The sequence below is a fragment of the Drouetiella sp. genome (assembly GCF_059504425.1).
Map to the genome: position 1 here is coordinate 59993 of NZ_JCACIN010000126.1, position 21891 is coordinate 81883.

Consider the following 21891-nt stretch of genomic DNA (forward strand, 5'->3'; position numbering starts at 1 on the left):
GAGTGGCGCTCTAACCTCTCCATCTTGACATTCTAAGGTCAACCCCAGAAGCAATCTCCAGAAAAGTCATAGCCGCCAGTGGATGAATACCTGCCTTTTCAGAAGCTCTAGCCCTGGCAGTAGGGCAGTGCGATCGCTCTTATTAACTGATAATGCAGATAACGGGTGACGGCGATGCTCTTGGCGGGTTGTCATCTAGCATGTTGAGATCGCGAATTGCAATCTAGAGCGCAAAATGTGCATCCAAATAGAAAGACACCATAGCAATCCGGTTTGATCTCTTCTAGGTATGCTGAGTCTGAAGCCTGAGCCATACAGAGATCCGGTTCCAGAAACTTTTCAGAAATCAAATTTGATTCCTATATTTCCTCTTTTGTTACCTTTGGGAAAGTAAAGTAGACGGAAGGGAGTAGAGTTTACCTTGAGAAAATGATCGCGTTACGCCCGTCGATCGCCACAGTTGGTTACATGGACGATTATTGTCTGCTGTATCGATCGGTGTTTGAAGATGTGCGCCTGTATGAGTGTTTCAAATGGCTGCATGTCGGCATTATCAGTCCCCTGCCGCGCAAAACGCTGCCGGAGATCGCCAAACTGACTGGACTCAAAGACGGGCAGAGTCTCCATCACTTTTTGCGCGACGCAATGTGGGATGTCAAACAACTCAGAGCGATTCGCTTGCACCTGATTCAAGTGCAGATTGGGGTTCGAGCGATTAGTTTGTGCCTGGATGAAACCGGAGACGTGAAGAAGGGGGAAGCGACCGACTATGTGGCAAAACAGTACATTGGCAATCTCGGTAAAACCGCCAATGGAGTCGTCAGCGTCAATGCCTATGCTGTGGTGGAGGGCATCACCTATCCCTTAATGTTCAAGATCTACAAACCCAAGTCCCGATTGAAAGCAGGAGATGAGTACCAATCGAAACCTCAGATCGCCGTTGAGATGATTCGAGCAATTCAAGCGATGGGCTTTGTGATTGAGCGGGTGTTAGCCGACAGCTTGTATGGCGAAAGCGGCAGTTTCATAGAGGTTCTCCACCAACTCAAACTACCGTACATCGTGGCGATTCGCTCCAACCATGGGGTGCTCATGCCTAACGGACAGCGAGTCCGCTCCAACCGTTGGCAAGCTTATGACCAACCGCTGGCTGAACACCTGACTCAACGGCGCTACATCCGCGAGATCATCTTTGGCACTCATCGGGCTGTGCGCTACTACCAAATTACCAAAGGCAGCACCGATGAACCCGATAAAACAGATAGCTGGTTTGTTATGAGCAACCTTAGCGGCAACATCATTTTGAGCGTAAGCACGCAGTACACCTGTTGGGAAATAAGGGATAATAGTCGGCAGTTGCAATGATGCTCTACCCCTGCTGAACTTAGAACGCATTCTCCGGGATGACCGCCTGCTGCGGGCAATGACAGGACTCAATCGCAAAGCATTTGAGAACCTCTTGCCCAGTTTTAGTGAAGTGTATCGGCAAAGTCAGATGAAACCCGATGTAGAACGTCAACGGGCACCTGGAGGGGGCGAAAAGCAACCTTACGAACCCGTTGCGACAAGTTGTTTTACATTTTGTTGTACTGCAAATGCTATCCTACCTTCGACTTAATGAGTGTGTTGTTTGGCTTTGACTGTTCCTGTGCATGGGACTGGGTTCATGGTCTGCTCCCCGTTTTTGAGCAGGCTTTAGGAGTCAAACAGGCACTACCAGAGCGCAAGGTGCGGAGCATGGAGGAATTTCTAGAACACTTTCCAGAGGTGAAAGAAGTGATTTTCGATGGGACGGAGCGTCCAGTGCAGCGCCCCAAAGACTCCGACAAACAAAAGGAGCATTACTCTGGCAAAAAGAAACGGCATACCCGTAAGCACATCACAGGCAGTACGCGAAAAAGCGAGTCATCCTCCTGACGAAGGCGAGAGGGGGCAAAATTCATGACAAACGACAACTGGACGAAGAAGACTTAGTTGGCAACATTCCCGATGAAGTCGCCATAGAAGGAGATTTAGGATTTCAAGGATTACAGAATGAGTTTAATAACGTTCATTTGCCGCACAAGAAACCCAAGGGGAAGGAATTAAGCGAACAACAGAAGCAGGAGAACCGCGAGTTCAGTCGTCAACGGGTTAAGTGTGAACATGCCCATGCGGGCATCAAGCGTTATCGTTCGGTTACGGATATATACCGTAATCGTGTGCCTGATTTCGATAATCGCTTAATGCTAAATGCGGCTAGTTTGTGGAACTTGTATCTGGATGCAGCATAAATTGGCCAGGGAAATTGGAAAACCTCGTCCCAAAGCTGCTTTTGTTTCCCAACAACTCTATTGAAAGACTTGCCAAACAATATCGTGGAACTGCCACTCGGACACTAATGACGCAAGGTTACAGCGGTTTGCGCTTAACGAAGTATGGGTTATTTTTGTAGAAGCCGCGCTCCGCGCGGCTTCTACAAAAATAACTGTGGTTTATGCAATTGAAATTGCTGTATGAAGAGAAGCGAGTCTTACTGGCTAAGGTTGCGCTTCGAGAGGGAGAACTAGAACGGCGGGGAAACGAGAACAAAGCAGGGTTGGAAATTGAGAAGTACCTCAGCACATTTCGAGATGCTTTTAATAAAATCGATCGCACGGCAAAATATTCTGACAAAACTATTGGATTCGACTGGTGTTGTGCATTTGTTTACTACTGCTGTCTCCAAGCAGGATTTTCATTTCCTGTAAAACCTACAGAATCTCACCGTTCAACCTTGGGAGTTGTGCGTGTTTGGTACGATTGGGCTAACTTGCCCGAAAATCAGTTTTATCACGCAGCTAACGGGGTTAGTGCCAAACCAGCACCGGGTGACATTGTGCTGTTCGATCGGTTGCTTGAGAATGTAGATCTAGACCATATCGGGGTTGTGGTGGGTATTGAACCAGAGGGAATCGCTACAGCCGAAGGCAATTTTAGGAACAAGACGGGAATATTTTATCGACCTTTTGACGAGCATATCAATGGTTACATTCGGTTGAGCAGATTCTAAAAACGCTCATTTACCTTACCTGAGTTCAGACCGTAGCTCCAGCAATCACACCTGAATAATCTGAACTTGAGCCATCCTAGAAAGATGAATTAGGCAGTATCCACAAATGAGTATAGTGGTGATTTCATTTCTGGTAACCTTGACAATAGCGATGTTCTCTCAAATGTTCCAATATGAGGTACGCGAGATAAATCTCTAATTCTACGTGCAAAGATTTGCTAATCAAATGTTCCTCCTTTTTAAGATAACCAATTGATTGATTGTCATATCAATGCGATCGTCTGCTCTACAACATCGTCTGCTCCACAACCAAGCCATCACTCAGTGACACTCTTGACCACACCTCAAGAGCACCCTGCAAGAAATCTAAGTAGACTCAAGCCCACAGCGCTGTGGGACTGGAGAGATGGCGATCGCACATCCAATTAGCCTATTGAGCAACCTCTTCTCCTACGTCTGCGTATACATTGGTAGATGTTGCTTAACAGGTTGCCCATGTCTCCCGATCGCCCCTCCTTTTCCTATCCCGCAGCGCATTTGCTCGACCAAGTGGACGACTACCACGGTACGTCCGTTGCTGACCCTTACCGTTGGCTAGAAGATGCCCAATCTAGCGAAACTCAAGCCTGGATTGAGGCTCAAAATCAGGTGACGTTTGCCTACCTAGAGCAAAGCCCGATTCGAGAACGCCTGAAGCAGCGGATCACCCAGCTCTGGAACTATGAGAAATTCGGTACGCCATTTAAGCAAGGCAATTCTCAAAACGGGGGCGATCGCTATTTTTACTTCAAAAATGACGGCTTGCAAAATCAGAGCGTTCTCTACACGCTGCCCAGTCTAGATGCCGAGCCAAGAGTTTTGCTTGACCCCAACCTGCTCTCAGCAGATGGGACGATCGCGCTTGCCGGATTATCCATTAGCGAAGATGCCAGACTGATGGCTTACGGACTGTCGGCTTCGGGTTCGGACTGGCGAGAGTGGAAGGTACGGGATATCGAAACAGGCGAAGACCTGCCCGATCATCTGAAGTGGGTGAAATTCTCTGGCGCATCTTGGACGCACGACTCTTTAGGATTTTTCTACTCTCGCTATGACGAGCCAGATGAATCTGCGAAGCTAGAAGCCGTCAACTACTATCAAAAGCTTTACTATCATCGGCTCGGTACGCCTCAGTCAGAAGATGTGCTGATCTACGATCGCCCCGATCAAAAAGAGTGGGGCTTTGGCGGCTTTGTTAGCGAAGATGGGCGGTTTCTGATTATCTCGGTCTGGAAAGGTACGGATTCTAAAAACTTGCTGTTTTATAAAGATTTAGCGAATCCCAATAGCCCAGTCATTGAGCTAGTCAGCAATTTTGAAGCAAGCTATAGCTTCATTGGCAACGAAGGCGAAACTTTTTGGGTACAGACAGATTTAGATGCGCCGCGCCGTCGAATTATCGCGATCGATCTCTCCGCTCCCCAAAAATCCGACTGGCGTGAACTGATTCCTCAGAGCGCAGAAACGCTAGAAGGTATTGGGATACTCAACCACCAATTTGTCGCATCCTATCTCAAAGATGCCCACACCCAGGTCAAGATTTTTAATCTGGATGGCGCTTTTGTCCGTGAGGTTGCCTTACCGGGACTCGGCTCGGTTGGTGGCTTTGGCGGTAAGCAGGATGACACTGAAACTTTCTATAGTTTCACCAGTTTTACTGCGCCAACCACCATCTATCGCTACAACTTGCTGACCGATGAAAGCACGCTGTTTCGCCAGCCCCAAGTATCTTTTGATCCGGATGACTATGAGACCCGGCAGGTTTTCTACGCCAGCAAAGATGGAACGCAGGTGCCCATGTTTATTACCCACAAAAAAGGGCTAAAGCTGGACGGCAAAAACCCCACTTATCTCTATGGCTATGGCGGCTTCAACGTTTCACTCACCCCCTCCTTCGCCCCCAGCAATATCGTCTGGATGGAGATGGGTGGTGTGTATGTGATGGCGAATCTGCGCGGCGGCGACGAATATGGTCAAGAGTGGCATCAGGCAGGTATGAAGTTAAATAAGCAGAATGTGTTTGATGACTTTATTGCGGCAGCAGAGTGGCTGATTGCCCAGCAATACACCTCGCCTCAGAAACTGGCGATCGCTGGAGGCAGCAATGGTGGCTTGCTGGTGGGAGCCTGCATGACTCAGCGCCCCGATTTGTTTGCGGCAGCCCTGCCAGCAGTTGGGGTTATGGACATGCTGCGGTTTCATAAATTTACGATCGGCTGGGCTTGGTGTGCAGAATATGGCTCTGCGGAAAACGCGGAGGAGTTTCCGGCTCTCTATGCCTATTCGCCCCTGCACAACCTTAAACCCGGTACGACCTATCCCGCTACGCTGATCACTACTGCGGATCATGACGATCGCGTTGTGCCTGCCCATAGCTTCAAGTTTGCTGCCGCGCTGCAATCTGCCCATGCAGGAACGGCTCCTGTGCTCATTCGGATTGAGACCAAAGCCGGACATGGAGCCGGAAAGCCTACCGCCAAAGTCATTGAGGAAGTCACCGATCGCTGGGCGTTTTTGGCGCAAATTCTGGCGATCGAAGAGTAGGTTAAAGACACTCTTCACGAACCTCACATGATTTACACCTGATCTCTCGCAAAATCTTCTCAGGCTTTATCCTTAACTTTCTGTTAAGTTGGTGAAGAAATTTGCAGAGGTGTCCCTGATTTGTCGTGCAGTCTACCGAATATACGCAATATGCGAGATTTCGATCGGGTCAATACTTAAATAATGACTCGAAAATGACTCGAAAATGACTCGAAGCCCAGATGAATTCGTTAATCCTCTCGACTCTGAAGCTTTGTAGCTTCTCGAAAGCTGGGCTTGAAATGATTTTTGCATCAGACCAGCAGATTCGTGTTGAGTAGGATCACTGAGGCGGAGCTTTATGGAGAGATAAAGTCTGTTGTATAATTCGGCGACTGAAAAAGGTTCGACAGTTCGTGGTTCACCGCTCAAGATGGCAAAATATCAATTGGGCAGACAGTACCATCTGTCTAAACCACGCCCTCTAGACCACGTCCAGAAATCACGCCCAAATCTAAGTTTTCTGTATTCTCAATAATCTCTAACTTCTAAGGAACTCAGCATGACAGAAAAAAAACGTGCCTTAATTACCGGAATTACAGGTCAAGATGGCTCCTACTTGAGCGAGCTATTGCTTGAGAAAGGGTACGAAGTTCATGGCATTATTCGTCGTACTTCCACCTTTAATACCGATCGGATTGATCACATCTATGACGATCCCCATGATGAAGCAGCTCGTTTGTTTTTACACTATGGCGATCTCACCGATGGTACAACCCTGCGTCGTATTATTGAGGAAATTCAGCCTGTAGAAATCTATAATTTGGGCGCTCAGTCCCATGTTCGAGTCAGCTTTGATTCACCTGAATACACGGTAGATACCGTCGGAATGGGAACCCTACGGCTCTTGGAAGCCATTCGTGACTATCAGCAACGAACCGGAATAGAGGTGCGTTTCTATCAGGCGGGTTCCTCAGAAATGTATGGCTTGGTTCAGGAGGTTCCTCAACGGGAAAACACGCCTTTCTATCCTCGTAGCCCTTATGCCTGCGCCAAGGTGTATGCGCACTGGCAGACGGTGAACTATCGTGAATCCTACAAGCTGTTTGCCTGCAACGGCATTTTGTTTAATCACGAATCGCCCCGTCGAGGAGAAACTTTTGTCACCCGCAAAATCACGCGGGCGATCGCGCGGATCGTTGCGGGTAAGCAGAAGAAGATCTACATGGGCAACCTGGATGCCAAGCGGGACTGGGGCTATGCCAAGGATTACGTTCGCGCCATGTGGCTAATGCTTCAGCAAGAGCAGCCCGATGATTACGTGGTGGCAACGGGCGAAACGCACTCCATTAAGGAATTTCTGGATATCGCTTTTGGCTATGTCAATCTCGACTGGCATGACTACGTAGAGTTTGACGAGCGCTATCTGCGTCCGGCAGAGGTGGAATTGCTGATTGGTGATCCGGCTAAGGCGAAGCAAAAGCTGGGTTGGGAACCTTCCGTCACCTTTGAGCAGTTGGTTAATCTCATGGTAGAAGCCGACTTGAAGGCGTTGGGTTTAGTCCCTTTAAATGGTCACACGGTGCAGCCTGTGTTTGATAATGCTACCGTTCGTGAGAGCCTGGGTCAATTTAGCATGTAGAAGAAGATAGATTGAGTATCTGGGCTGTATTTTGCCGTTGTTTTTTTTGAAAGACGCGCAGCGCGTCTTTCAAAAAAGCGGTTTCAGAATATTAGCCCTAATGGCTTAATTACATACTCAATCGCATCTTCAATGATTCCTAACTCTGATTATTGTTTAGAGTTTGTAAGCCTATTGAACAATAGACTTACGGTAAGCGTGACCAGAGTAAATAATTGTTGCTAGGTTCCAACATTTCGCAATTTTGAGTGTGCTTAAATGCACAGCTGAAGCTTCATGCTGAATCATGCATGACTTGATATTTCTCATTTCTGAGCAAGTTCACTTAATAGCTAAACCTATGTCAACACCTTTAGAGTTCGGTAATCAGCGTATCTTGGTTACGGGGGGAGCTGGTTTTTTGGGTCGGCAGGTTGTCGATCAGCTTTGTAAGGCGGGAGCAGATCCAGACAAGATTACGGTACCGCGATCGCACGACTATGATCTTTGCACCATGGAAGCTTGCCAGCGTGCTGTCGATCAGCAAGATATTGTGATTCACTTAGCGGCTCATGTGGGCGGCATTGGCTTAAACCAGGTCAAACCTGCTGAGCTATTTTACGACAACTTAATGATGGGAGCGCAGTTGATTCATGCAGCTTACCAGGCAGGGGTAAAGAAATTTACCTGTGTGGGTACCATCTGCGCTTATCCCAAGTTCACGCCCGTTCCCTTCAAGGAAGAGGATATCTGGAACGGTTATCCCGAAGAAACAAATGCGCCCTATGGTGTGGCTAAGAAGGCTCTACTCGTTCAGCTTCAGGCTTACAAACAGCAGTACGGATTCGACGGCATCTATCTACTCCCTGTCAATCTTTATGGCCCTGAAGATAACTTTGACCCTAGCAGTTCCCATGTAATTCCGGCATTAATTCGCAAGATTCACGAAGCGCAGGAGCGCGGCGATAAGCAAATTCCAGTTTGGGGCGATGGTAGCCCTACGCGCGAGTTTCTCTATTCTACCGATGCTGCGCGCGGCATTGTTATGGGCACTCAGCTCTACAGCGATACTGAACCCGTTAACCTGGGCACAGGTTACGAAATCTCTATCAAAGATCTGATCATGCTGATCTGTGAGTTGATGGGCTACAAAGGTGAAATCGTTTGGGAGGTAGATAAGCCTAACGGACAGCCCCGACGCTGCCTAGATACCGAACGCGCCAAAGCCTTTGGCTTTACTGCCGAAGTAGAGTTTAAGCAAGGTTTGAAAAACACGATCGACTGGTATCGCCAACACGCGGTTTAGGATCTACAGCAATTTTCGATTGCATAAACCACAGTTATTTTTGTAGAAGCCTTGCGGAGCAAGGCTTCTACAAAAATAACCCACACTTAACCAAGCGCAAAGCGCTGTAACTTTGAAAGGTGTGCAGCGCGCACCTTTCAAAGTGATGCCTTATTTAATGCCCCAACGCTGTCTCCAGCTAGAGGTTGCTTCTTTCTGACATACCTGCCGCTCTTGCTCATATCGCGCCAAAATCACCTCGGCTGAATCTGATAGATGGGGATCGCGGTAGGGGACAGAAGCACGAGTCTGAAGATGCTCTTGCTCCATCAGCGACAAAGGGCAAAGCCGATCGCCCTTAAAAGCGGCAACTGTACCCTGCGACCACTCGTGAGGCAAACGACGATCGCCTGCATGGGCTTCCCCTAAAGGAATTGTGCCAATCTTGAAACTCGCCTCTAGCAAAGCCGATCGCACTGCTGCGGCACGGGAGTAGGTGGCAAGCTTGCCCTTGTGTGACAAGCATTTCGCCACCTGCTGAAAAAATTCGACTGTCCAAAGTTGGGGACAGCAGCTGGGAGAGAAGGGGTCGAAAAAGACAGCGTCAGCCAGGAACCCAGAAAGCTGCTGAATCGTCTGGCGGGCATCCCCGATCCATAGCTTTGCCTGGAGCTGTGGCGTATGGCACTGGTGAGTTTGCGCGATCGCCTTCAACACTTCCTGCACCTTGAGCGACCAAGTTTCAATCAAGGGAGAGGCGATCGCCGCATTGGGCACCGTGGCATCTAGCTCTAGCCCATGCACTTCAATGTGGCAGTCTGGATTCGCCGCCCAGATAGTTTCTAGTGCCGCCGCCGTGTTGTAGCCCAGCCCATAGCAAACGTCGAGTAGACGCAGAGAAGACTGCTGCGATCGCTCCACCAAATCGGTGGCAGTCGCAAACTTGAGAAACGCCTCTGTCTTTGCTCCCTGACGGCTATGAAACATTTCACCAAATTCTTGTGAGAAAAAGGTAAACGAACCATCTTTAGTCAGTTTGGGTATCCAGGCGATCGGGTCTTCAGGAAGCTGAGTCATACAGGCAGTACGCCATCAATGAGGTTGACTTAGGGGTACTTGAGGAGCATGGCTAACCAAAAGTAGTCCCAATTAAAACTGGTGTTATGGGGCAGATATTTTTGAGAGCCGCGCTTCGCGCGGCTCTCAAAAATATCTGCCCCGCTTGGGCTTTAAAACGAGCTTCACAAAATTCGCTGCCGCAAAGATTGAATCGTTTCGATCGTCCCGATTGCCACTCGCTCGATTTCTTCCAAAGTATTGAACCGTCCAATGCCAAACCGGAGTGAGGCATGAGCCAGAGCGGGCGATCGTCCTAGGGCAGTCAGCACATGAGAGGGTTCAAGCTGAGCTGAAGTGCAGGCTGATCCTGAAGAAACGGCGGCTAAGGGCTGCAACCCCAGCGCCAGCGCCTGTCCATCAACACCTTCTACGCTAACGTTTAGATTTCCGGGTAAGCGCTGAGTCGGGTGTCCGTTTAGGTAGATGTCTGGAAGCGATCGCAGTTGTTCCCAGAGGCGATCGCGCAATTTACTCTGTCGCTTTGCCTCGGTTTCTAGCTCTGACAGACCCAACTGCACCGCTTCAGCAAACCCAACAATTTGCGGCGTGTAGAGCGTACCCGATCGCATTCCCCGCTCATGCCCTCCCCCATGAAGCTGGGGCGCAAGCTGCACTCTTGGATCGCGGCGGCGAACGTACAGCGCCCCAATGCCCTTAGGCCCATAGACCTTATGGGCGGTGAGGGACATTAGATCAATCTGCATAGTCTGGACATCTAAAGGAATTTTGGCGATCGCCTGAGCTGCATCGGTGTGAAACAAAACCTGGTGATGACGGCAAATTGCGCCAATTTCTGATAACGGCTGCAATACGCCAATCTCGTTATTAGCCGCCATCACGGACACCAGGATGGTATCGGGACGAATTGCTTTCTCTAAAGTATCTAGGTTCAACAATCCATCCGGCTGGACGGGTAAAACCGTGACCTCAAAGCCAAGCGTCTGGAGATAGCGGCAGGGATCAAGAATGGCGCTATGTTCAGTTTGCAGCGTAATCAGATGGCGACCTTTAGAGAAATAGGTTTCCGCCACGCCTTTAATGGCCAGATTGTTGGCTTCTGTTGCCCCGCTGGTGAACACAATTTCTTCGGGTGCGGCGTGAATCGCCTCTGCCAAAATTTGTCGCGATCGCTTGACCGCCGCTTCCGTCTCCCAGCCGTACTGATGAGTGCTGGCAGGATTGCCAAAATGCTCGGTGAAGTAGGGCAGCATTGCAGCAAGCACCTGGGGGGCAAGGGGTGTGGTGGCGTGGCAGTCAAGGTAGATGGGGCGTTGCATTGCAGGGTAGTGAGCCAAAATAATCAAAAGGCTGAGCTGAATTTGCCACCGCTAAACTCTGGGCGGCTAGATAGAGAAATTCTAGCCTACACAATTTAGGTGGGCATTGCTGAATCGCGGAATGGCTGAGGGAGATCAGCGGGAGGTCATCCCCATTTCAATTGATGAGGCTCTCGAAAATCATCTGCCCTGTTTGGGTCTTAAATTGTTATCAGTAAAAGGCTTGTCCTACCAAAGAACACTTTTAAAAAGCCCTATTAAAGAACCCCATTCTTTTTTGAAGACTCAACATAATTAGTGTAGACAATTTTGGTTATTATTACTATAATTGGTGGTAAGCGATCGCCAGCGCCCTCGCTTACCTAGGTTCAGTAGATCGCATTTTAGAGTTTTGTGGCGCGCGCCACAAAATCCTAAAAGCTGGATTTCAAAGGCGCTCTACGCCTTTGAAATCCAGCTTTGATAAAAATTAGGAGGACTTTGCGATCTCCTGAGGTTATAGAAATACCAGGGTTATGAAAATACCAGCATGGAAGACTCTGCTTTGCTTGTCCAACCACAAGACTATAGTCTGCTGACCGATCTCTACCAGCTCACCATGGCGGCTTGCTATGTGGGCGATCGCATCGATCAGCGCCGCGCCAGCTTCGAGCTATTTGTGCGGCGCTTACCCGAAAACTTTGGCTACCTGATTGCCATGGGCCTAGCTCAGGTGTTGGAATACCTAGAGCAATTTCGGTTTACCGCAGAGCAAATTGTGGCGCTCCAGAACACAGGCATCTTTGCCCATGCGCCCGATCGCTTTTGGGAAATTCTGGCTGAGGGTAGCTTTACGGGAGATGTGTGGGCAGTGCCTGAAGGCACCGCAATCTTTGCCCATGAGCCAATCTTACGAATCGAGGCTCCGCTGTGGCAAGCGCAAATTGTCGAGACTTATCTACTCAACACCATTAATTACCAAACCTTGATTGCCACTAAGTCGGCTCGGATAAGGGATACGGCAGGCGATCGCGTCAAGCTTTTAGAGTTTGGCACCCGTCGTGCCTTTAGTCCGCAGGCTTCGCTGTGGGCGGCAAGAGCGGCGCTAGCAGGTGGGCTAGATGCCACTTCTAATGTGCTGGCAGCGTTGCAGCTAGGGCAAACCCCCAGCGGCACGATGGCTCATGCCTTAGTCATGGCGCTCTCGGCGCTGGAGGGCAGTGAAGATCAAGCTTTTACTGCCTTTCACCGCTATTTCCCCGGAGCGGCTCTGCTAATTGATACTTATGATCCGATCGCTGCTGCCCAACGTCTTGCTGCTCAGGTCAATGCAGGTAAAATCAGCCTGGACACAATTCGGCTCGATTCGGGGGATCTGGCGGCTCTGTCGAAGGAAATTCGATCGCTCCTTCCCCAGGTTTCAATCTTTGCCAGCGGCGACCTGGATGAGTACGAGATTGCCCGTCTTCAGGCTGAAGGAGCTGATTTGCAGGGCTACGGTTTGGGGACAAAGCTAGTGACAGGTACGCCCGTCAACGGCGTGTACAAGCTAGTAGAAATTGATAGTATTCCGGTGATGAAAGCCTCGACAGGCAAAACCACCTATCCAGGACGCAAGCAGGTTTTCCGTCGTTTTGAGGCAGAAAAATGGGTAGGCGATCGCCTGGGTCTGATGACTGAAACGCCAAAGCCGACCGAGAAACCGCTGCTGCAACGGGTGATGAAAGCGGGCGAGCGCCTCCAATCCCCAGAGGCTCTCAGCGAAATTGCCCAACGAACTCGACATTCTGTTATGGCTTTGCCAGAAACCTTGCGCCACATTCGTCAACCAGAAGGGATTGCCCCTCACATTTCTCCAGATCTGCAAACTCTGACCCAACAGACTCAAGAGAAAATCCACAGCTTTTATACTGAACAAAATCCCCTCTAGCGTTTCCTTTTTGCCATGACGCAAATCGCTCTGTTTGGAACCAGCGCCGATCCACCAACTGCCGGACATCAAGCCATCATTGTATGGTTAGCCGACCACTATGACCGGGTAGCAGTCTGGGCATCGGATAATCCATTTAAGTCCCATCAAACGCCGTTAGAGCATCGATCGACGATGCTGCAGCTGCTGATTAACGCCATCGATCCGCCTCGGCAAAACGTGCATCTACATCTAGACCTGAGCCATCCGCGGGCGATCGTCACTGTAGAACGGGCGCGCCAGACCTGGGCAAACGCTGAGTTCACGTTGGTGATAGGCTCTGATCTGGTGGCACAGCTACCTCGGTGGTACCAGGTTGAGGAGCTTCTAGCCCAAGTCAAGCTGCTGGTTGTGCCTCGCTGGGGCTATCGGCTGACGGAGGTAGAGGTGAAGCCATTGCAGCAGATGGGAGCCAGGGTGGCGATCGCCAATCTTGACGTTCCGGCAGTGTCCTCTACGGATTACCGTGAAGAAGGCAACCCAGATATTGTTATGCCCCCGATCGAGGCATATATTCATCGGCAGCACCTGTATCGAGAGCAAGAAAACCCATGTCCGGACGCACCCAGAAGAAATCTGCTGATCCGCCCAATGCCTTAGCAGACTTTAAGGTGGGCGTCGATAACGTGATTTTCTCAGTCGATACGGCTCAAAATCGGCTGCTGGTGCTGCTGGTGCTGCGCCACGAAGAGCCATTTATTGGGCAATGGAGCCTGCCCGGAACGCTGGTGCGCCAGGGTGAATCTTTGGAGGATGCCGCCGATCGCGTCTTAGCCGAAAAAATCCGCGCCGAGAATTTGTACTTGGAGCAACTCTACACCTTTGGGGGGCCAGAGCGTGATCCGCGCGAGGCAGAAAATTGCTATGGCGTGCGCTATTTGTCAGTTAGCTATTTTGCCCTGGTGCAGTTTGCCGAAACTGAGCTGATTGCGGATGGTGTTAGCGGCATTGCCTGGTATCCACTCAAACAAATTCCTCAGCTTGCCTTCGACCATAATCAAATTTTGACCTATGGCTATCGGCGGCTGCGCAACAAATTAGAATATAGCCCTGTGGCGTTTGAGGTATTGCCGGAACTGTTTACGTTGAGCGATCTTTATCAGCTCTATACCACTGTTTTAGGCGAGAACTTTTCCGACTATTCTAACTTTCGATCGCGCCTCCTCAAGCTAGGGTTTCTATTAGATACCGGAGTCAAAGTTTCGCGCGGAGCCGGACGACCTGCCAGCCTTTATCGATTCGATGCCGATGCTTTTGCGCCCCTCAAAGACAAGCCGCTGGTGTTTATTTGAAATCGAGAAAATATGAGTTCTGAAATTGGCATTTATGAGCAGTTAAAAGAGAAGCGAGAGGAGATTTTGGCGATCGCTGCCAAGCATGGAGCCTACAACGTGAGAATCTTCGGCTCTGTGGCGCGTGGGGAAGCAATAGAAAGCAGCGATGTTGATTTTTTAGTTGAAATTGAATCCGATCGCAATCTGTTAGATCGAATTGCTTTAATGCAAGAGCTTGAGGAATTTCTGGGGCGAAAGGTTGATGTTATAAAACTTGAAAATTTACATCATGACATCCGAAAGCAAGTAGTTTATGAAGCCTTAGTTCTATGAGAGCTGATAACCTCTATTTAGAAGATATCTTGCGATGTATTCAGAAAATCGAGTCTTATACCGTGGGTGGACGTAAGAGTTTTATGGACACTCTGATGATTCAAGACGCAGTTGCTCGGAATTTTGAAATTATTGGCGAAGCAACGAAACGTTTATCTACAAGCTTTAAGCAGGCTCATCCTGAAGTGCCTTGGAAAAAGATTGCCGGACTCAGAGATTTTTTAATTCATGATTACGGCTATGTAGATCCTAATGAAGTTTGGGGCATCATCGATCGTGATTTGTCGGAGCTAAAAATTAGTATTCAGAGCCTTCTCCAAACACCAGAGTAATTTTATTTCTGAAACTTAAGATGAAAATTGCGATCGCCCAACTCAATCCCACCATTGGCAACCTAGTGGGCAACGCCCAGCAAATTCTCGATGCGGCACGTCAGGCTGCCGCCCAAGGGGCAAGGCTGATGCTCACACCAGAACTCTCGCTCTGCGGCTATCCACCCCGCGATTTGCTGTTGCAGCCCGCCTTCATTGCCGCCATGTCGCAAACCTTAGAAAAGCTGGCAGGCGATCTGCCGCGCGAGCTAACGGTCTTGGTAGGCACCGTGGAACCGAATAGGCGATCGTCCCAGGAAGGCGGCAAGCCTTTGTTTAACAGTACGGCGCTGCTGGAAAACGGCAAAATTCAGCAGATTTTCCACAAGCGATTGCTGCCGACCTACGATGTCTTCGATGAAGATCGCTACTTTGAACCCGGACAAGAAAGCACGTCTTTTGTCCTAGATTTGCACGACTCAGCAGATCAAAATGGCAACATCCCATCCCACTCCCCACTGCCTCATTCCCTCACCATCGGTGTAACTATCTGCGAGGACGTCTGGAACGACGAGGAATTCTGGGGACAGCGCAACTATCGCGCCAATCCCATCGCCGAATTGGTAGAGCAGGGCGTTGATTTCATCGTCAATTTGTCGGCTTCGCCCTACACGATCGGCAAACAAAAGCTGCGGGAAGCCATGCTGCACCATGCCGCCAACCGCTACAGGATGCCGATGCTTTATGCCAATCAGGTGGGAGGCAATGACGACCTATTGTTTGACGGCAGCAGCGTCGGATTCGATCGCCAGGGCAAAATGGTCTGTCGCGGCAAAGCCTTTGAACCCGATCTGGTCATCGTGGAGTTTGACCCTACGACTCATGATTTTCGGCTGGATGTGGCAGCGATCGCCCCTCAGCCCCTCACCCCCGATGCCGAAGTCTGGTCGGCTCTGGTGCTAGGCGTACAGGACTACATTCGCAAGTGCGGTTTTTCAAAAGTGGTACTGGGACTCAGCGGCGGTATCGACTCGGCACTGGTTGCTGCCGTTGCGGCTGCGGCGATCGGCGCTGAAAATGTCTTGGGGGTGCTGATGCCCTCGCCCTACAGCTCTGATCACTCCATCTCAGACGCGCTGGCGCTGGCTCAGAATCTTGGCATTCAGACCCAGCTCATGCCGATCGGCGACCTGATGAAAACCTACGACCAGACTTTTGCCGAGCTGTTCGCCGGAACCGAGTTTGGCATTGCCGAAGAAAACATCCAGTCTCGGATTCGGGGCAGTCTGCTGATGGCGATCTCCAACAAATTTGGGCATCTGCTGCTCTCGACGGGCAACAAATCTGAGATGGCAGTGGGTTACTGCACGCTGTACGGCGACATGAATGGCGGCTTGGCGGCGATCGCCGATGTGCCCAAAACGCGGGTCTATTCCATTTGCGAGTGGTTGAACCAGTCAAGCGGCAAGCTAAATGGTGCGTCCGAAGTCATTCCAGCCAATATCTTAACTAAAGCCCCCAGCGCCGAGCTGAAACCCGGACAAGTTGACCAGGACTCGCTACCCGCTTACGAAATTCTGGACGATATTCTGGCGCAGCTGATTCACGAACACAAGTCTCCTACAGATCTTGTGGCTTCGGGGCACAATCCTGCAACCGTCGATCGCATCGTCAAACTCGTCATCCGGGCTGAGTTCAAGCGCAAACAGGCACCCCCTGGAATCAAAGTTACCGATCGCGCCTTCGGCACAGGTTGGCGAATGCCGATTGCCCAGAAGTGGATGCCCACGCTCAGCGCAACCCAGGCTGCTCCCTCAGCTCAAAGTCTGATTCAGGGTTCAGAAGTAGCTGTCTAGACTAAATTACGTCCCCGGCGCTCTTCTTTGAATCAGCGGGATTTCAACTGAGTCGCGGAACTGCTGCACGGATTCTGTAAAGGCGATCGGTAAAACTGCCTCGACGTTTTCATGGGGACGCGGAATAATCACCCAAGATTCCAACGTGCCGCCGAAACAGCTTGAAGCTGCTTCAACCCCTGCCGCCATCGAGGTTTTCACCTCAGAAACATCACCCCGAATGATCACCGCAAATCGAGCGCTGCCGCAACGCTGGTATCCGACTAGGGTAATCCGACCCGCCTTCACCATCGCATCGGCTGCCGCAAGGATTCCCGGAAAACCTTTTGTCTCAAGTGCTCCAACTGCAACAGGCATTACTTTCTCCTAAACAAACAAGAGGATTGCCAACATTCATCGGCACCCATCATTGTACGGTTGATCCTGTACGGTCGATCGCCCCTCTGCCACAGATTATCTCAGAAGATTATTCTGGATCTAAGAATTGAAAGCCAGCGTTCAGATGCACACCCATGCCACAATAGGGGCGAAAACGTAGGCTACGAGGAATGTAGCGCTAGGAATTCAGCGGAAGGAATGTAGCGTGAGGAATGTAGCGTGAGGCGGTCTCCCAATTTAGCTCTGAGTATTTTTCTATATGCAGCCGGAATGCTGCTGATCTTGATGGCTGGCATTATGCTGGTGCAGGCATTTGGCTGGGTCAAAGTTGTTCCTGAGACAGTAATCTGGGCGCTGGTGCTGCTGTCGATCGGCGGCGGTATCATGATGGGCTTGCGAAATCGATAAAATCGAAAATAAAGTCAGTGAGGTAGAGCGCGATCGCCCCTGCCGGGAACTCATTACCCACCTCGATCAGTCAAACTCATTGGTTAGCGCACTTCTTGGTTAGCATACTGAACGACCATGACCCGAATCCTCAGACCGACGACGACTGTTTTTTTGGCGCTGCTTGGCGTGGCGACCGCCCTTTGGATATTACGCGGCTTCGGTCTGCTGACGTTTTTACCCGGCGGCATTCTCTGGGTTCTGATGCTTCTCACCATTGGGGCAGGTGTGGTCAGCGGTCTGCAATGGACAAAACGCTAGGGCTGAAATGCCAACCCTTTAAGTTTTGAGGTAAAACTCGTAAACTCAAAATCTAAAGTTTGAAGCACTAACCCATGATTACCGTAACCCTAGAAGAGATTGAACGCTACCGAGCTGAACTTACCGATGATCCTGCCTCCCTCCGGGCGCTCGATATGCTCGAAGACTGTGAGGGCGATTTGGAGGATGCCGCGATCGCCCTAGCTTTGCAGTCCGGGCAGGAGCCAGAAGAATCCGATCGCTGGCTAGAGGGATTAGCAAAACGCTGGCGCTCGTTCATCTGTCAGGCGGGCATCAAAGATTATTTGCTGTCGGGATCGATCGCCAATGCCGTCAAGCTCCTGTCCACCGAAACAACGATTCCATCTGCCCTTGCTATCCCCGTGATTCTCTATGCCGTCAAAACAGGAATTGAAGACTTCTGCAAACCTCTCCAGGAAAAACTCTAGTTCAATCATGTTGCCACCCGACTCGCTGCCTAACCCGATCGCGGCTCATGTGTTCGTCTCTGGCAGAGTGCAGGGCGTAGGCTACCGGGCTTCAACCTGGGACATGGCGCAGCTGCTAAAGCTCAACGGCTGGGTGCGAAATTTGCACGATGGGCGAGTGGAGGCGATGTTTGAAGGCGATCGCCCTCAGATCGAAGAAATGATTCGCTGGTGTCATCAAGGGCCTCCGGCAGCCCTGGTCAGCCAAGTGACGGTAGAGTACAGCCCATCAGCAGGGCTAAAAGGATTTGAGGTGGAGCGATCGCGTTAGGGCCAACATTTCTGGAGATTCTCCTAGAAAAAGGGAACGCTGAAATAAAGCCCTGCAAATTTATCCTTGCAAAACCTTTGCCAATTCTGCTACGCAAAACCTTAACCTTCTGATTTCTATGGAAACGCTCCCTACAACCGCCTCCGCTCAAGCCCGCCAAACCCGCCAGCAGTTTGTTAGCCCAGAAGATTACCTCTCCTATGAACTGGGTAAAGCGGTGCGGGAACTGCCGCCACTCTACACTCGCATGCTGGCAGGTACGCTGTCAGCGCTGATTTTTGGGGTGATTGGTTGGGCATACTTCAGCATCGTGGATGAGGTGGCGGTGACCCAGGGAGAGCTAGTGCCCTCCGTGCAGGTGCGTCCGGTCAGAGCCTTGGAAGGCGGCGTGATTCGAGAAATTCACGTCAAAGAAGGGCAGCAGGTGAAAAAAGGAGATGTGCTGCTGGAGGAAGATCCTAAGCTGTCTCAGAGCGAAGTCGATCGCCTTCAGAAAAATGCTCAGCTTGTGCAACAAGATATTGCCCGTCTGGAGGCTGAAAGCAAGGGACAGACCAATGCGGGAACGGCGACGCAAGATCAGCTTTTGGCAGCTCGTCTACAGGAATTTGACACCAAACAAGCCGCCGCCACAGCCGACGCGCAGCGGCAACGATCGGCGATCGCCCAAACGCGAGTGCAGCTGGATAAATTGCAGGAAAATCTGATAAACGCCCAGTCCACTCTGGCAAATGCCCGTAACCGAGAAGCTAGCCTCCGCCAGTTGGTGGATGGCGCGGTTCCCCGTCTGGACTATCTGCAAGCCCAAGATCAGCTGACTGAAGCGCAGGATAGAGCCTCGTCGCTGGAGCAAGAAATTTTGTCGCAGCAGGAAACTATCCAACAGGCGCAGCAGGCTTACGAATCGGCGCAGCAGTCTGCCGATCGCCTCTCAGCCGAGCGCCAAAGCGAAATCTTGACCCAGTTGACCCAGCGTCGAGAAAGCCTTGCAGATATTCAAGGGCAGCTTGCTTTAGCCAAAGTTAGAGCTGAAGGGCAAGTGATCACAGCCCCGATCGATGGCAAGGTCTACAACGTTGAGGCAACCCTAGGATCGCGCACTGTGCAGCCTGGAGATGAGCTTTTGTCCATTTTGCCGGATGGTCACGATCTGCTGCTAGAGGTCAAAGTCCTCAACCGCGACATTGGCTTTATCGAAAAAGGACAGCCCGCTAAAATCAAGGTTGCCACTTTCCCCTTTCAGGAATTTGGCACCATTAGCGGCGAAGTGATTAGCCTTAGCCCCAATGCAACGGCTGATAGAGACTTAGGTCTGGTCTTCAAAGCCAAGGTAAGGCTGAGTCGAGACACCATTCGGGTGAATGGCAAAGATGCAGAGCTAACGCCCGGAATGGCAGCTACCGCAGAAATTGTCACCCGCAAGCGATCGATCCTCACCTTCCTTCTAGAGCCAGTTACAAAGCGATTTGATGAAGCCTTCTCAACTCGATAGGCATCTGGATCAATCGGTATGACTGCATAATCATCCAGCAATTCTCATTTTGAAACAAAGCCGGAAAAAAGCCCGCTGGCGGCGGGCTTTTTTCCGGCTTTGTTCGGGGAGTTCGCGTCCTGCGGGCGCGAACTCCCCGACATGAAATCCATAATGAGAACTGCTGATAATCATCACATTAATGACCACATAGAGCGGCTACATATTATTCTGGAGTTAATATTCTCTAAAAGCTATGCCCTCTTCTCCAGAAACGCCGACCCGCGTCCTAATTGTCGAAGATGATCCGATGATGCAGCTAGGGCTAGAGCAATCTCTGTCCAATGCGCCTGATATTTTAGTCGTTGGGCAAGCAGAAGATGGCTATCTGGCGGTTGAAGAAGTGAAGAAGGTAAAGCCGGATGTCATTGTGATGGATATTGGGCTACCGCGACAGGACGGCATTGCCGTTACTCAGCAAGTTAAGCAGATTATGCCTTCTGTGCGTGTCGTGATGCTGACTTCTCACACGACGGAGCATGAGGTGATTGGGGCACTGGCCAGTGGCGCAGATGCCTACTGTGTCAAAGGTACTAGCGTGGATAACCTGCTGGTTGCCATTAGGGCTGCCCGTGAGGGGGCTAGCTACCTTGATCCCCAAGTGGCAAGGCTGGTGATGGAGCATCTCAAACCCACCCTTGCCGTTGGACATGGCATCGTAGGACAGCTCTCGCAGCGTGAGTTAGAGGTGCTTAAGCTAATGGTAGAGGGAATGAGTAATCCAGAAATTGCGGCAGTACTCTACCTCAGCCCCAACACCGTTAAGACCCACGTTCGCGGCATTATGAACAAACTAGCTGTGGACGATCGCGTCCAGGCAGCAGTAGTGGCTCTTCGAGCAGGGTTGGTTTAAAGACTCATCGGCTGGCTTCTACAATGCAGCAAGAATTTTCATGTCGGTATGTTAAGTTTCATGAAGACTCATGCAGAAAAATCATCTTATTCTGCCTAGCAGTTTTGGGCGTTTTTTGAACTAAAAGACCGCTATAGGTAGCGTCTCTGGGTAGCGGCGAAGATTTTTGCTCTCGAAAAACTATGGGTCGTGTTCATTTTAATCAGCTCCCCACAAAGTCAATTGGTTTTATCCTCCTCCTAGAGTTAGACAGACAAACCCTAAGTCGAGTGAGTACAATCAATTATTATCTGGCAGCAAGCAATATGCTTTTTAGCCAGAGATAGGTAAGCAGAGATCAGCAAAGTCAATATCCGCATTTTTAGCGATATCCTTTGAGTCTGAATCTGAGCAGTCTCTGTGCTGTAGAACCGAAGAATAATAGGTGCCGAAGCAGTAAGTTTCAGTCAAGATCGGTGCATTTACGATCGATGTAAACCTTACTTACGAGAGTTCCGAGGCGATCGGGCAAATTGAATGAGGTAGATTTTGTTCTAAACCAACTGATTCATACTCTCTATTAGATTGGTGCTACTACCGAAGAAACTACCAGCGTCAATTCATTCGCTGAATTGGATGAGCAATATGACTACATTTGAAGACATTTATCAGTTTTTTCAAAGCCCTCCTCCGTTCTACTTGAACAAGGAGCTAGCGGTTTGCTATGTGCTTAATATATTGCTGCGTCAAGACTCTTATGGTACAGAGCTAATTAGCTTGCTGGAGCATGAGCATCCTCGCTATCGTCTCTCGGATACGGTTTTGTATAGCGCTCTCAAATTTCTAGAAGACTCTGAGGTCATTACTGGGTACTGGAAAAAAGTAGAAGGGCGAGGTCGCCCTCGGCGCATGTACCAAATCTGCTCAGGTTGGCAGCAGCGGGCGCAAGAATTTGCACATCTATGGCAAGGCTATATTGGTAAGCAGGTTCATGCTTCGCTACATTAGCTTTTAGCATCCAAAATCAGGATCGTACGCGATGTGCGACTCCAGGGATAAATTTTGG

General features: G+C 50.2%; 23 protein-coding genes and 1 pseudogene. 20 read left to right on the top strand and 4 right to left on the bottom strand.

Translation table 11 applies throughout. From position 1 onward, the window contains the following. Positions 1-66: 66 nt before the first annotated feature. Positions 67-195 carry a hypothetical protein gene (locus tag AC5JMP_RS27620; RefSeq protein WP_495854716.1) on the bottom strand — a complete coding sequence of 43 codons (129 nt, stop codon included), beginning with the start codon at positions 193-195 and terminating at the stop codon, positions 67-69. 234 nt (positions 196-429) lie between these two features. Here AC5JMP_RS27620 and AC5JMP_RS27625 point away from each other — a divergent pair. The 7 genes and pseudogenes from AC5JMP_RS27625 to AC5JMP_RS27655 form a co-directional block, all read left to right on the top strand. Then, positions 430-1326 (top strand): annotated as a pseudogene (locus AC5JMP_RS27625) (IS701 family transposase); the annotation flags it as partial. Between the two features lie 291 nt (positions 1327-1617). Beyond that, positions 1618-1917 carry a hypothetical protein gene (locus AC5JMP_RS27630; protein ID WP_495853181.1) on the top strand — a complete coding sequence of 100 codons (300 nt, stop codon included), beginning with the start codon at positions 1618-1620 and terminating at the stop codon, positions 1915-1917. 38 nt (positions 1918-1955) lie between these two features. Further along, on the top strand, positions 1956-2273 hold the full coding sequence (locus tag AC5JMP_RS27635; protein ID WP_495854760.1) for a transposase family protein: 318 nt from the start codon (positions 1956-1958) through the stop codon (positions 2271-2273). A gap of 203 nt (positions 2274-2476) precedes the next feature. Continuing rightward, positions 2477-3031, top strand: coding sequence for a CHAP domain-containing protein (locus tag AC5JMP_RS27640; protein WP_495854717.1), 555 nt, complete (start codon positions 2477-2479; stop codon positions 3029-3031). 495 nt (positions 3032-3526) lie between these two features. Beyond that, positions 3527-5614, top strand: a complete 2088-nt coding sequence (locus AC5JMP_RS27645; RefSeq protein ID WP_495854718.1) for a prolyl oligopeptidase family serine peptidase — start codon at positions 3527-3529, stop codon at positions 5612-5614. 541 nt (positions 5615-6155) lie between these two features. Further along, complete coding sequence (gmd, locus tag AC5JMP_RS27650; RefSeq protein WP_495854719.1) at positions 6156-7235, top strand: GDP-mannose 4,6-dehydratase; 1080 nt, start codon at positions 6156-6158, stop codon at positions 7233-7235. A 340-nt stretch (positions 7236-7575) separates the two neighbouring features. Continuing rightward, the gene (locus tag AC5JMP_RS27655) at positions 7576-8520 is read left to right on the top strand and encodes a GDP-L-fucose synthase family protein (RefSeq protein ID WP_495854720.1); all 945 of its coding nucleotides are present in this window, start codon (positions 7576-7578) and stop codon (positions 8518-8520) included. Between the two features lie 150 nt (positions 8521-8670). Here the strand turns inward: AC5JMP_RS27655 and AC5JMP_RS27660 are convergent, their stop codons facing one another. Beyond that, positions 8671-9576: a tRNA (5-methylaminomethyl-2-thiouridine)(34)-methyltransferase MnmD gene (locus AC5JMP_RS27660; RefSeq protein ID WP_495854721.1), complete on the bottom strand. Its 906-nt coding sequence runs from the start codon at positions 9574-9576 to the stop codon at positions 8671-8673. A gap of 164 nt (positions 9577-9740) precedes the next feature. Then, positions 9741-10895, bottom strand: a complete 1155-nt coding sequence (locus tag AC5JMP_RS27665) for a cysteine desulfurase family protein (protein WP_495854722.1) — start codon at positions 10893-10895, stop codon at positions 9741-9743. A 529-nt stretch (positions 10896-11424) separates the two neighbouring features. Between AC5JMP_RS27665 and AC5JMP_RS27670 the strand changes: the two genes are divergently transcribed. Genes AC5JMP_RS27670 through AC5JMP_RS27695 form a run of 6 tightly spaced genes read left to right on the top strand, consistent with a single transcriptional unit; the run spans position 11425 to position 16617 of the window. After that, a complete protein-coding gene (locus AC5JMP_RS27670) occupies positions 11425-12804 on the top strand; it encodes a nicotinate phosphoribosyltransferase (protein ID WP_495854723.1) in 1380 nt (459 codons plus the stop codon). A 15-nt stretch (positions 12805-12819) separates the two neighbouring features. Beyond that, positions 12820-13443, top strand: a complete 624-nt coding sequence (locus AC5JMP_RS27675; RefSeq protein ID WP_495854724.1) for a nicotinate-nucleotide adenylyltransferase — start codon at positions 12820-12822, stop codon at positions 13441-13443. Next, entirely contained in the window at positions 13395-14135 is a 741-nt protein-coding gene (locus tag AC5JMP_RS27680) for an NUDIX hydrolase (RefSeq protein WP_495854725.1), read from the top strand. The genes AC5JMP_RS27675 and AC5JMP_RS27680 overlap by 49 nt, the downstream gene beginning before the upstream one ends. Positions 14136-14159: 24 nt before the next feature. Further along, a complete protein-coding gene (locus tag AC5JMP_RS27685) occupies positions 14160-14450 on the top strand; it encodes a nucleotidyltransferase family protein (protein ID WP_495854761.1) in 291 nt (96 codons plus the stop codon). Further along, positions 14447-14782 (top strand): HepT-like ribonuclease domain-containing protein, encoded by a 336-nt coding sequence (locus AC5JMP_RS27690; protein ID WP_495854726.1) that lies wholly within the window; start codon positions 14447-14449, stop codon positions 14780-14782. Before AC5JMP_RS27685 ends, AC5JMP_RS27690 begins: the two co-directional genes overlap by 4 nt. Positions 14783-14802: 20 nt before the next feature. Then, positions 14803-16617, top strand: a complete 1815-nt coding sequence (locus tag AC5JMP_RS27695) for an NAD+ synthase (protein ID WP_495854727.1) — start codon at positions 14803-14805, stop codon at positions 16615-16617. 6 nt (positions 16618-16623) lie between these two features. On the opposite strand, the gene AC5JMP_RS27700 is transcribed toward AC5JMP_RS27695, so the two are convergent. Next, the gene (locus AC5JMP_RS27700; protein WP_495854728.1) at positions 16624-16974 is read right to left on the bottom strand and encodes a carbon dioxide-concentrating mechanism protein CcmK; all 351 of its coding nucleotides are present in this window, start codon (positions 16972-16974) and stop codon (positions 16624-16626) included. A 240-nt stretch (positions 16975-17214) separates the two neighbouring features. On the opposite strand from AC5JMP_RS27700, the gene AC5JMP_RS27705 reads away from it, so the two are divergent. The 7 genes from AC5JMP_RS27705 (at position 17215) to AC5JMP_RS27735 (ending at position 21833) form a co-directional block, all read left to right on the top strand. Then, complete coding sequence (locus AC5JMP_RS27705; RefSeq protein WP_495854729.1) at positions 17215-17403, top strand: hypothetical protein; 189 nt, start codon at positions 17215-17217, stop codon at positions 17401-17403. A 117-nt stretch (positions 17404-17520) separates the two neighbouring features. Then, positions 17521-17703, top strand: a complete 183-nt coding sequence (locus tag AC5JMP_RS27710; RefSeq protein ID WP_495854730.1) for a hypothetical protein — start codon at positions 17521-17523, stop codon at positions 17701-17703. Between the two features lie 74 nt (positions 17704-17777). Continuing rightward, complete coding sequence (locus AC5JMP_RS27715; protein ID WP_495854731.1) at positions 17778-18152, top strand: hypothetical protein; 375 nt, start codon at positions 17778-17780, stop codon at positions 18150-18152. A gap of 7 nt (positions 18153-18159) precedes the next feature. Beyond that, positions 18160-18462: an acylphosphatase gene (locus AC5JMP_RS27720; protein ID WP_495854732.1), complete on the top strand. Its 303-nt coding sequence runs from the start codon at positions 18160-18162 to the stop codon at positions 18460-18462. Between the two features lie 118 nt (positions 18463-18580). Further along, positions 18581-19954 carry an HlyD family type I secretion periplasmic adaptor subunit gene (locus AC5JMP_RS27725; protein ID WP_495854733.1) on the top strand — a complete coding sequence of 458 codons (1374 nt, stop codon included), beginning with the start codon at positions 18581-18583 and terminating at the stop codon, positions 19952-19954. Between the two features lie 235 nt (positions 19955-20189). After that, positions 20190-20846, top strand: a complete 657-nt coding sequence (locus tag AC5JMP_RS27730) for a response regulator (RefSeq protein ID WP_495854734.1) — start codon at positions 20190-20192, stop codon at positions 20844-20846. Between the two features lie 624 nt (positions 20847-21470). Then, entirely contained in the window at positions 21471-21833 is a 363-nt protein-coding gene (locus tag AC5JMP_RS27735) for a PadR family transcriptional regulator (protein ID WP_495854735.1), read from the top strand. Positions 21834-21891: the final 58 nt, after the last annotated feature.

Excerpts from the sequence above, each read along its gene's own strand:
- AC5JMP_RS27620 (WP_495854716.1), bottom strand. The coding sequence starts at position 195 with ATGACAACCCGCCAAGAGCATCGCCGTCACCCGTTATCTGCATTATCA.
- AC5JMP_RS27630 (WP_495853181.1), top strand. The coding sequence starts at position 1,618 with ATGAGTGTGTTGTTTGGCTTTGACTGTTCCTGTGCATGGGACTGGGTT.
- AC5JMP_RS27640 (WP_495854717.1), top strand. The coding sequence starts at position 2,477 with ATGCAATTGAAATTGCTGTATGAAGAGAAGCGAGTCTTACTGGCTAAG.
- AC5JMP_RS27645 (WP_495854718.1), top strand. The coding sequence starts at position 3,527 with ATGTCTCCCGATCGCCCCTCCTTTTCCTATCCCGCAGCGCATTTGCTC.
- gmd (WP_495854719.1), top strand. The coding sequence starts at position 6,156 with ATGACAGAAAAAAAACGTGCCTTAATTACCGGAATTACAGGTCAAGAT.
- AC5JMP_RS27655 (WP_495854720.1), top strand. The coding sequence starts at position 7,576 with ATGTCAACACCTTTAGAGTTCGGTAATCAGCGTATCTTGGTTACGGGG.
- AC5JMP_RS27660 (WP_495854721.1), bottom strand. The coding sequence starts at position 9,576 with ATGACTCAGCTTCCTGAAGACCCGATCGCCTGGATACCCAAACTGACT.
- AC5JMP_RS27665 (WP_495854722.1), bottom strand. The coding sequence starts at position 10,895 with ATGCAACGCCCCATCTACCTTGACTGCCACGCCACCACACCCCTTGCC.
- AC5JMP_RS27670 (WP_495854723.1), top strand. The coding sequence starts at position 11,425 with ATGGAAGACTCTGCTTTGCTTGTCCAACCACAAGACTATAGTCTGCTG.
- AC5JMP_RS27675 (WP_495854724.1), top strand. The coding sequence starts at position 12,820 with ATGACGCAAATCGCTCTGTTTGGAACCAGCGCCGATCCACCAACTGCC.
- AC5JMP_RS27680 (WP_495854725.1), top strand. The coding sequence starts at position 13,395 with ATGTCCGGACGCACCCAGAAGAAATCTGCTGATCCGCCCAATGCCTTA.
- AC5JMP_RS27690 (WP_495854726.1), top strand. The coding sequence starts at position 14,447 with ATGAGAGCTGATAACCTCTATTTAGAAGATATCTTGCGATGTATTCAG.
- AC5JMP_RS27695 (WP_495854727.1), top strand. The coding sequence starts at position 14,803 with ATGAAAATTGCGATCGCCCAACTCAATCCCACCATTGGCAACCTAGTG.
- AC5JMP_RS27700 (WP_495854728.1), bottom strand. The coding sequence starts at position 16,974 with ATGCCTGTTGCAGTTGGAGCACTTGAGACAAAAGGTTTTCCGGGAATC.
- AC5JMP_RS27710 (WP_495854730.1), top strand. The coding sequence starts at position 17,521 with ATGACCCGAATCCTCAGACCGACGACGACTGTTTTTTTGGCGCTGCTT.
- AC5JMP_RS27715 (WP_495854731.1), top strand. The coding sequence starts at position 17,778 with ATGATTACCGTAACCCTAGAAGAGATTGAACGCTACCGAGCTGAACTT.
- AC5JMP_RS27720 (WP_495854732.1), top strand. The coding sequence starts at position 18,160 with ATGTTGCCACCCGACTCGCTGCCTAACCCGATCGCGGCTCATGTGTTC.
- AC5JMP_RS27725 (WP_495854733.1), top strand. The coding sequence starts at position 18,581 with ATGGAAACGCTCCCTACAACCGCCTCCGCTCAAGCCCGCCAAACCCGC.
- AC5JMP_RS27730 (WP_495854734.1), top strand. The coding sequence starts at position 20,190 with ATGCCCTCTTCTCCAGAAACGCCGACCCGCGTCCTAATTGTCGAAGAT.
- AC5JMP_RS27735 (WP_495854735.1), top strand. The coding sequence starts at position 21,471 with ATGACTACATTTGAAGACATTTATCAGTTTTTTCAAAGCCCTCCTCCG.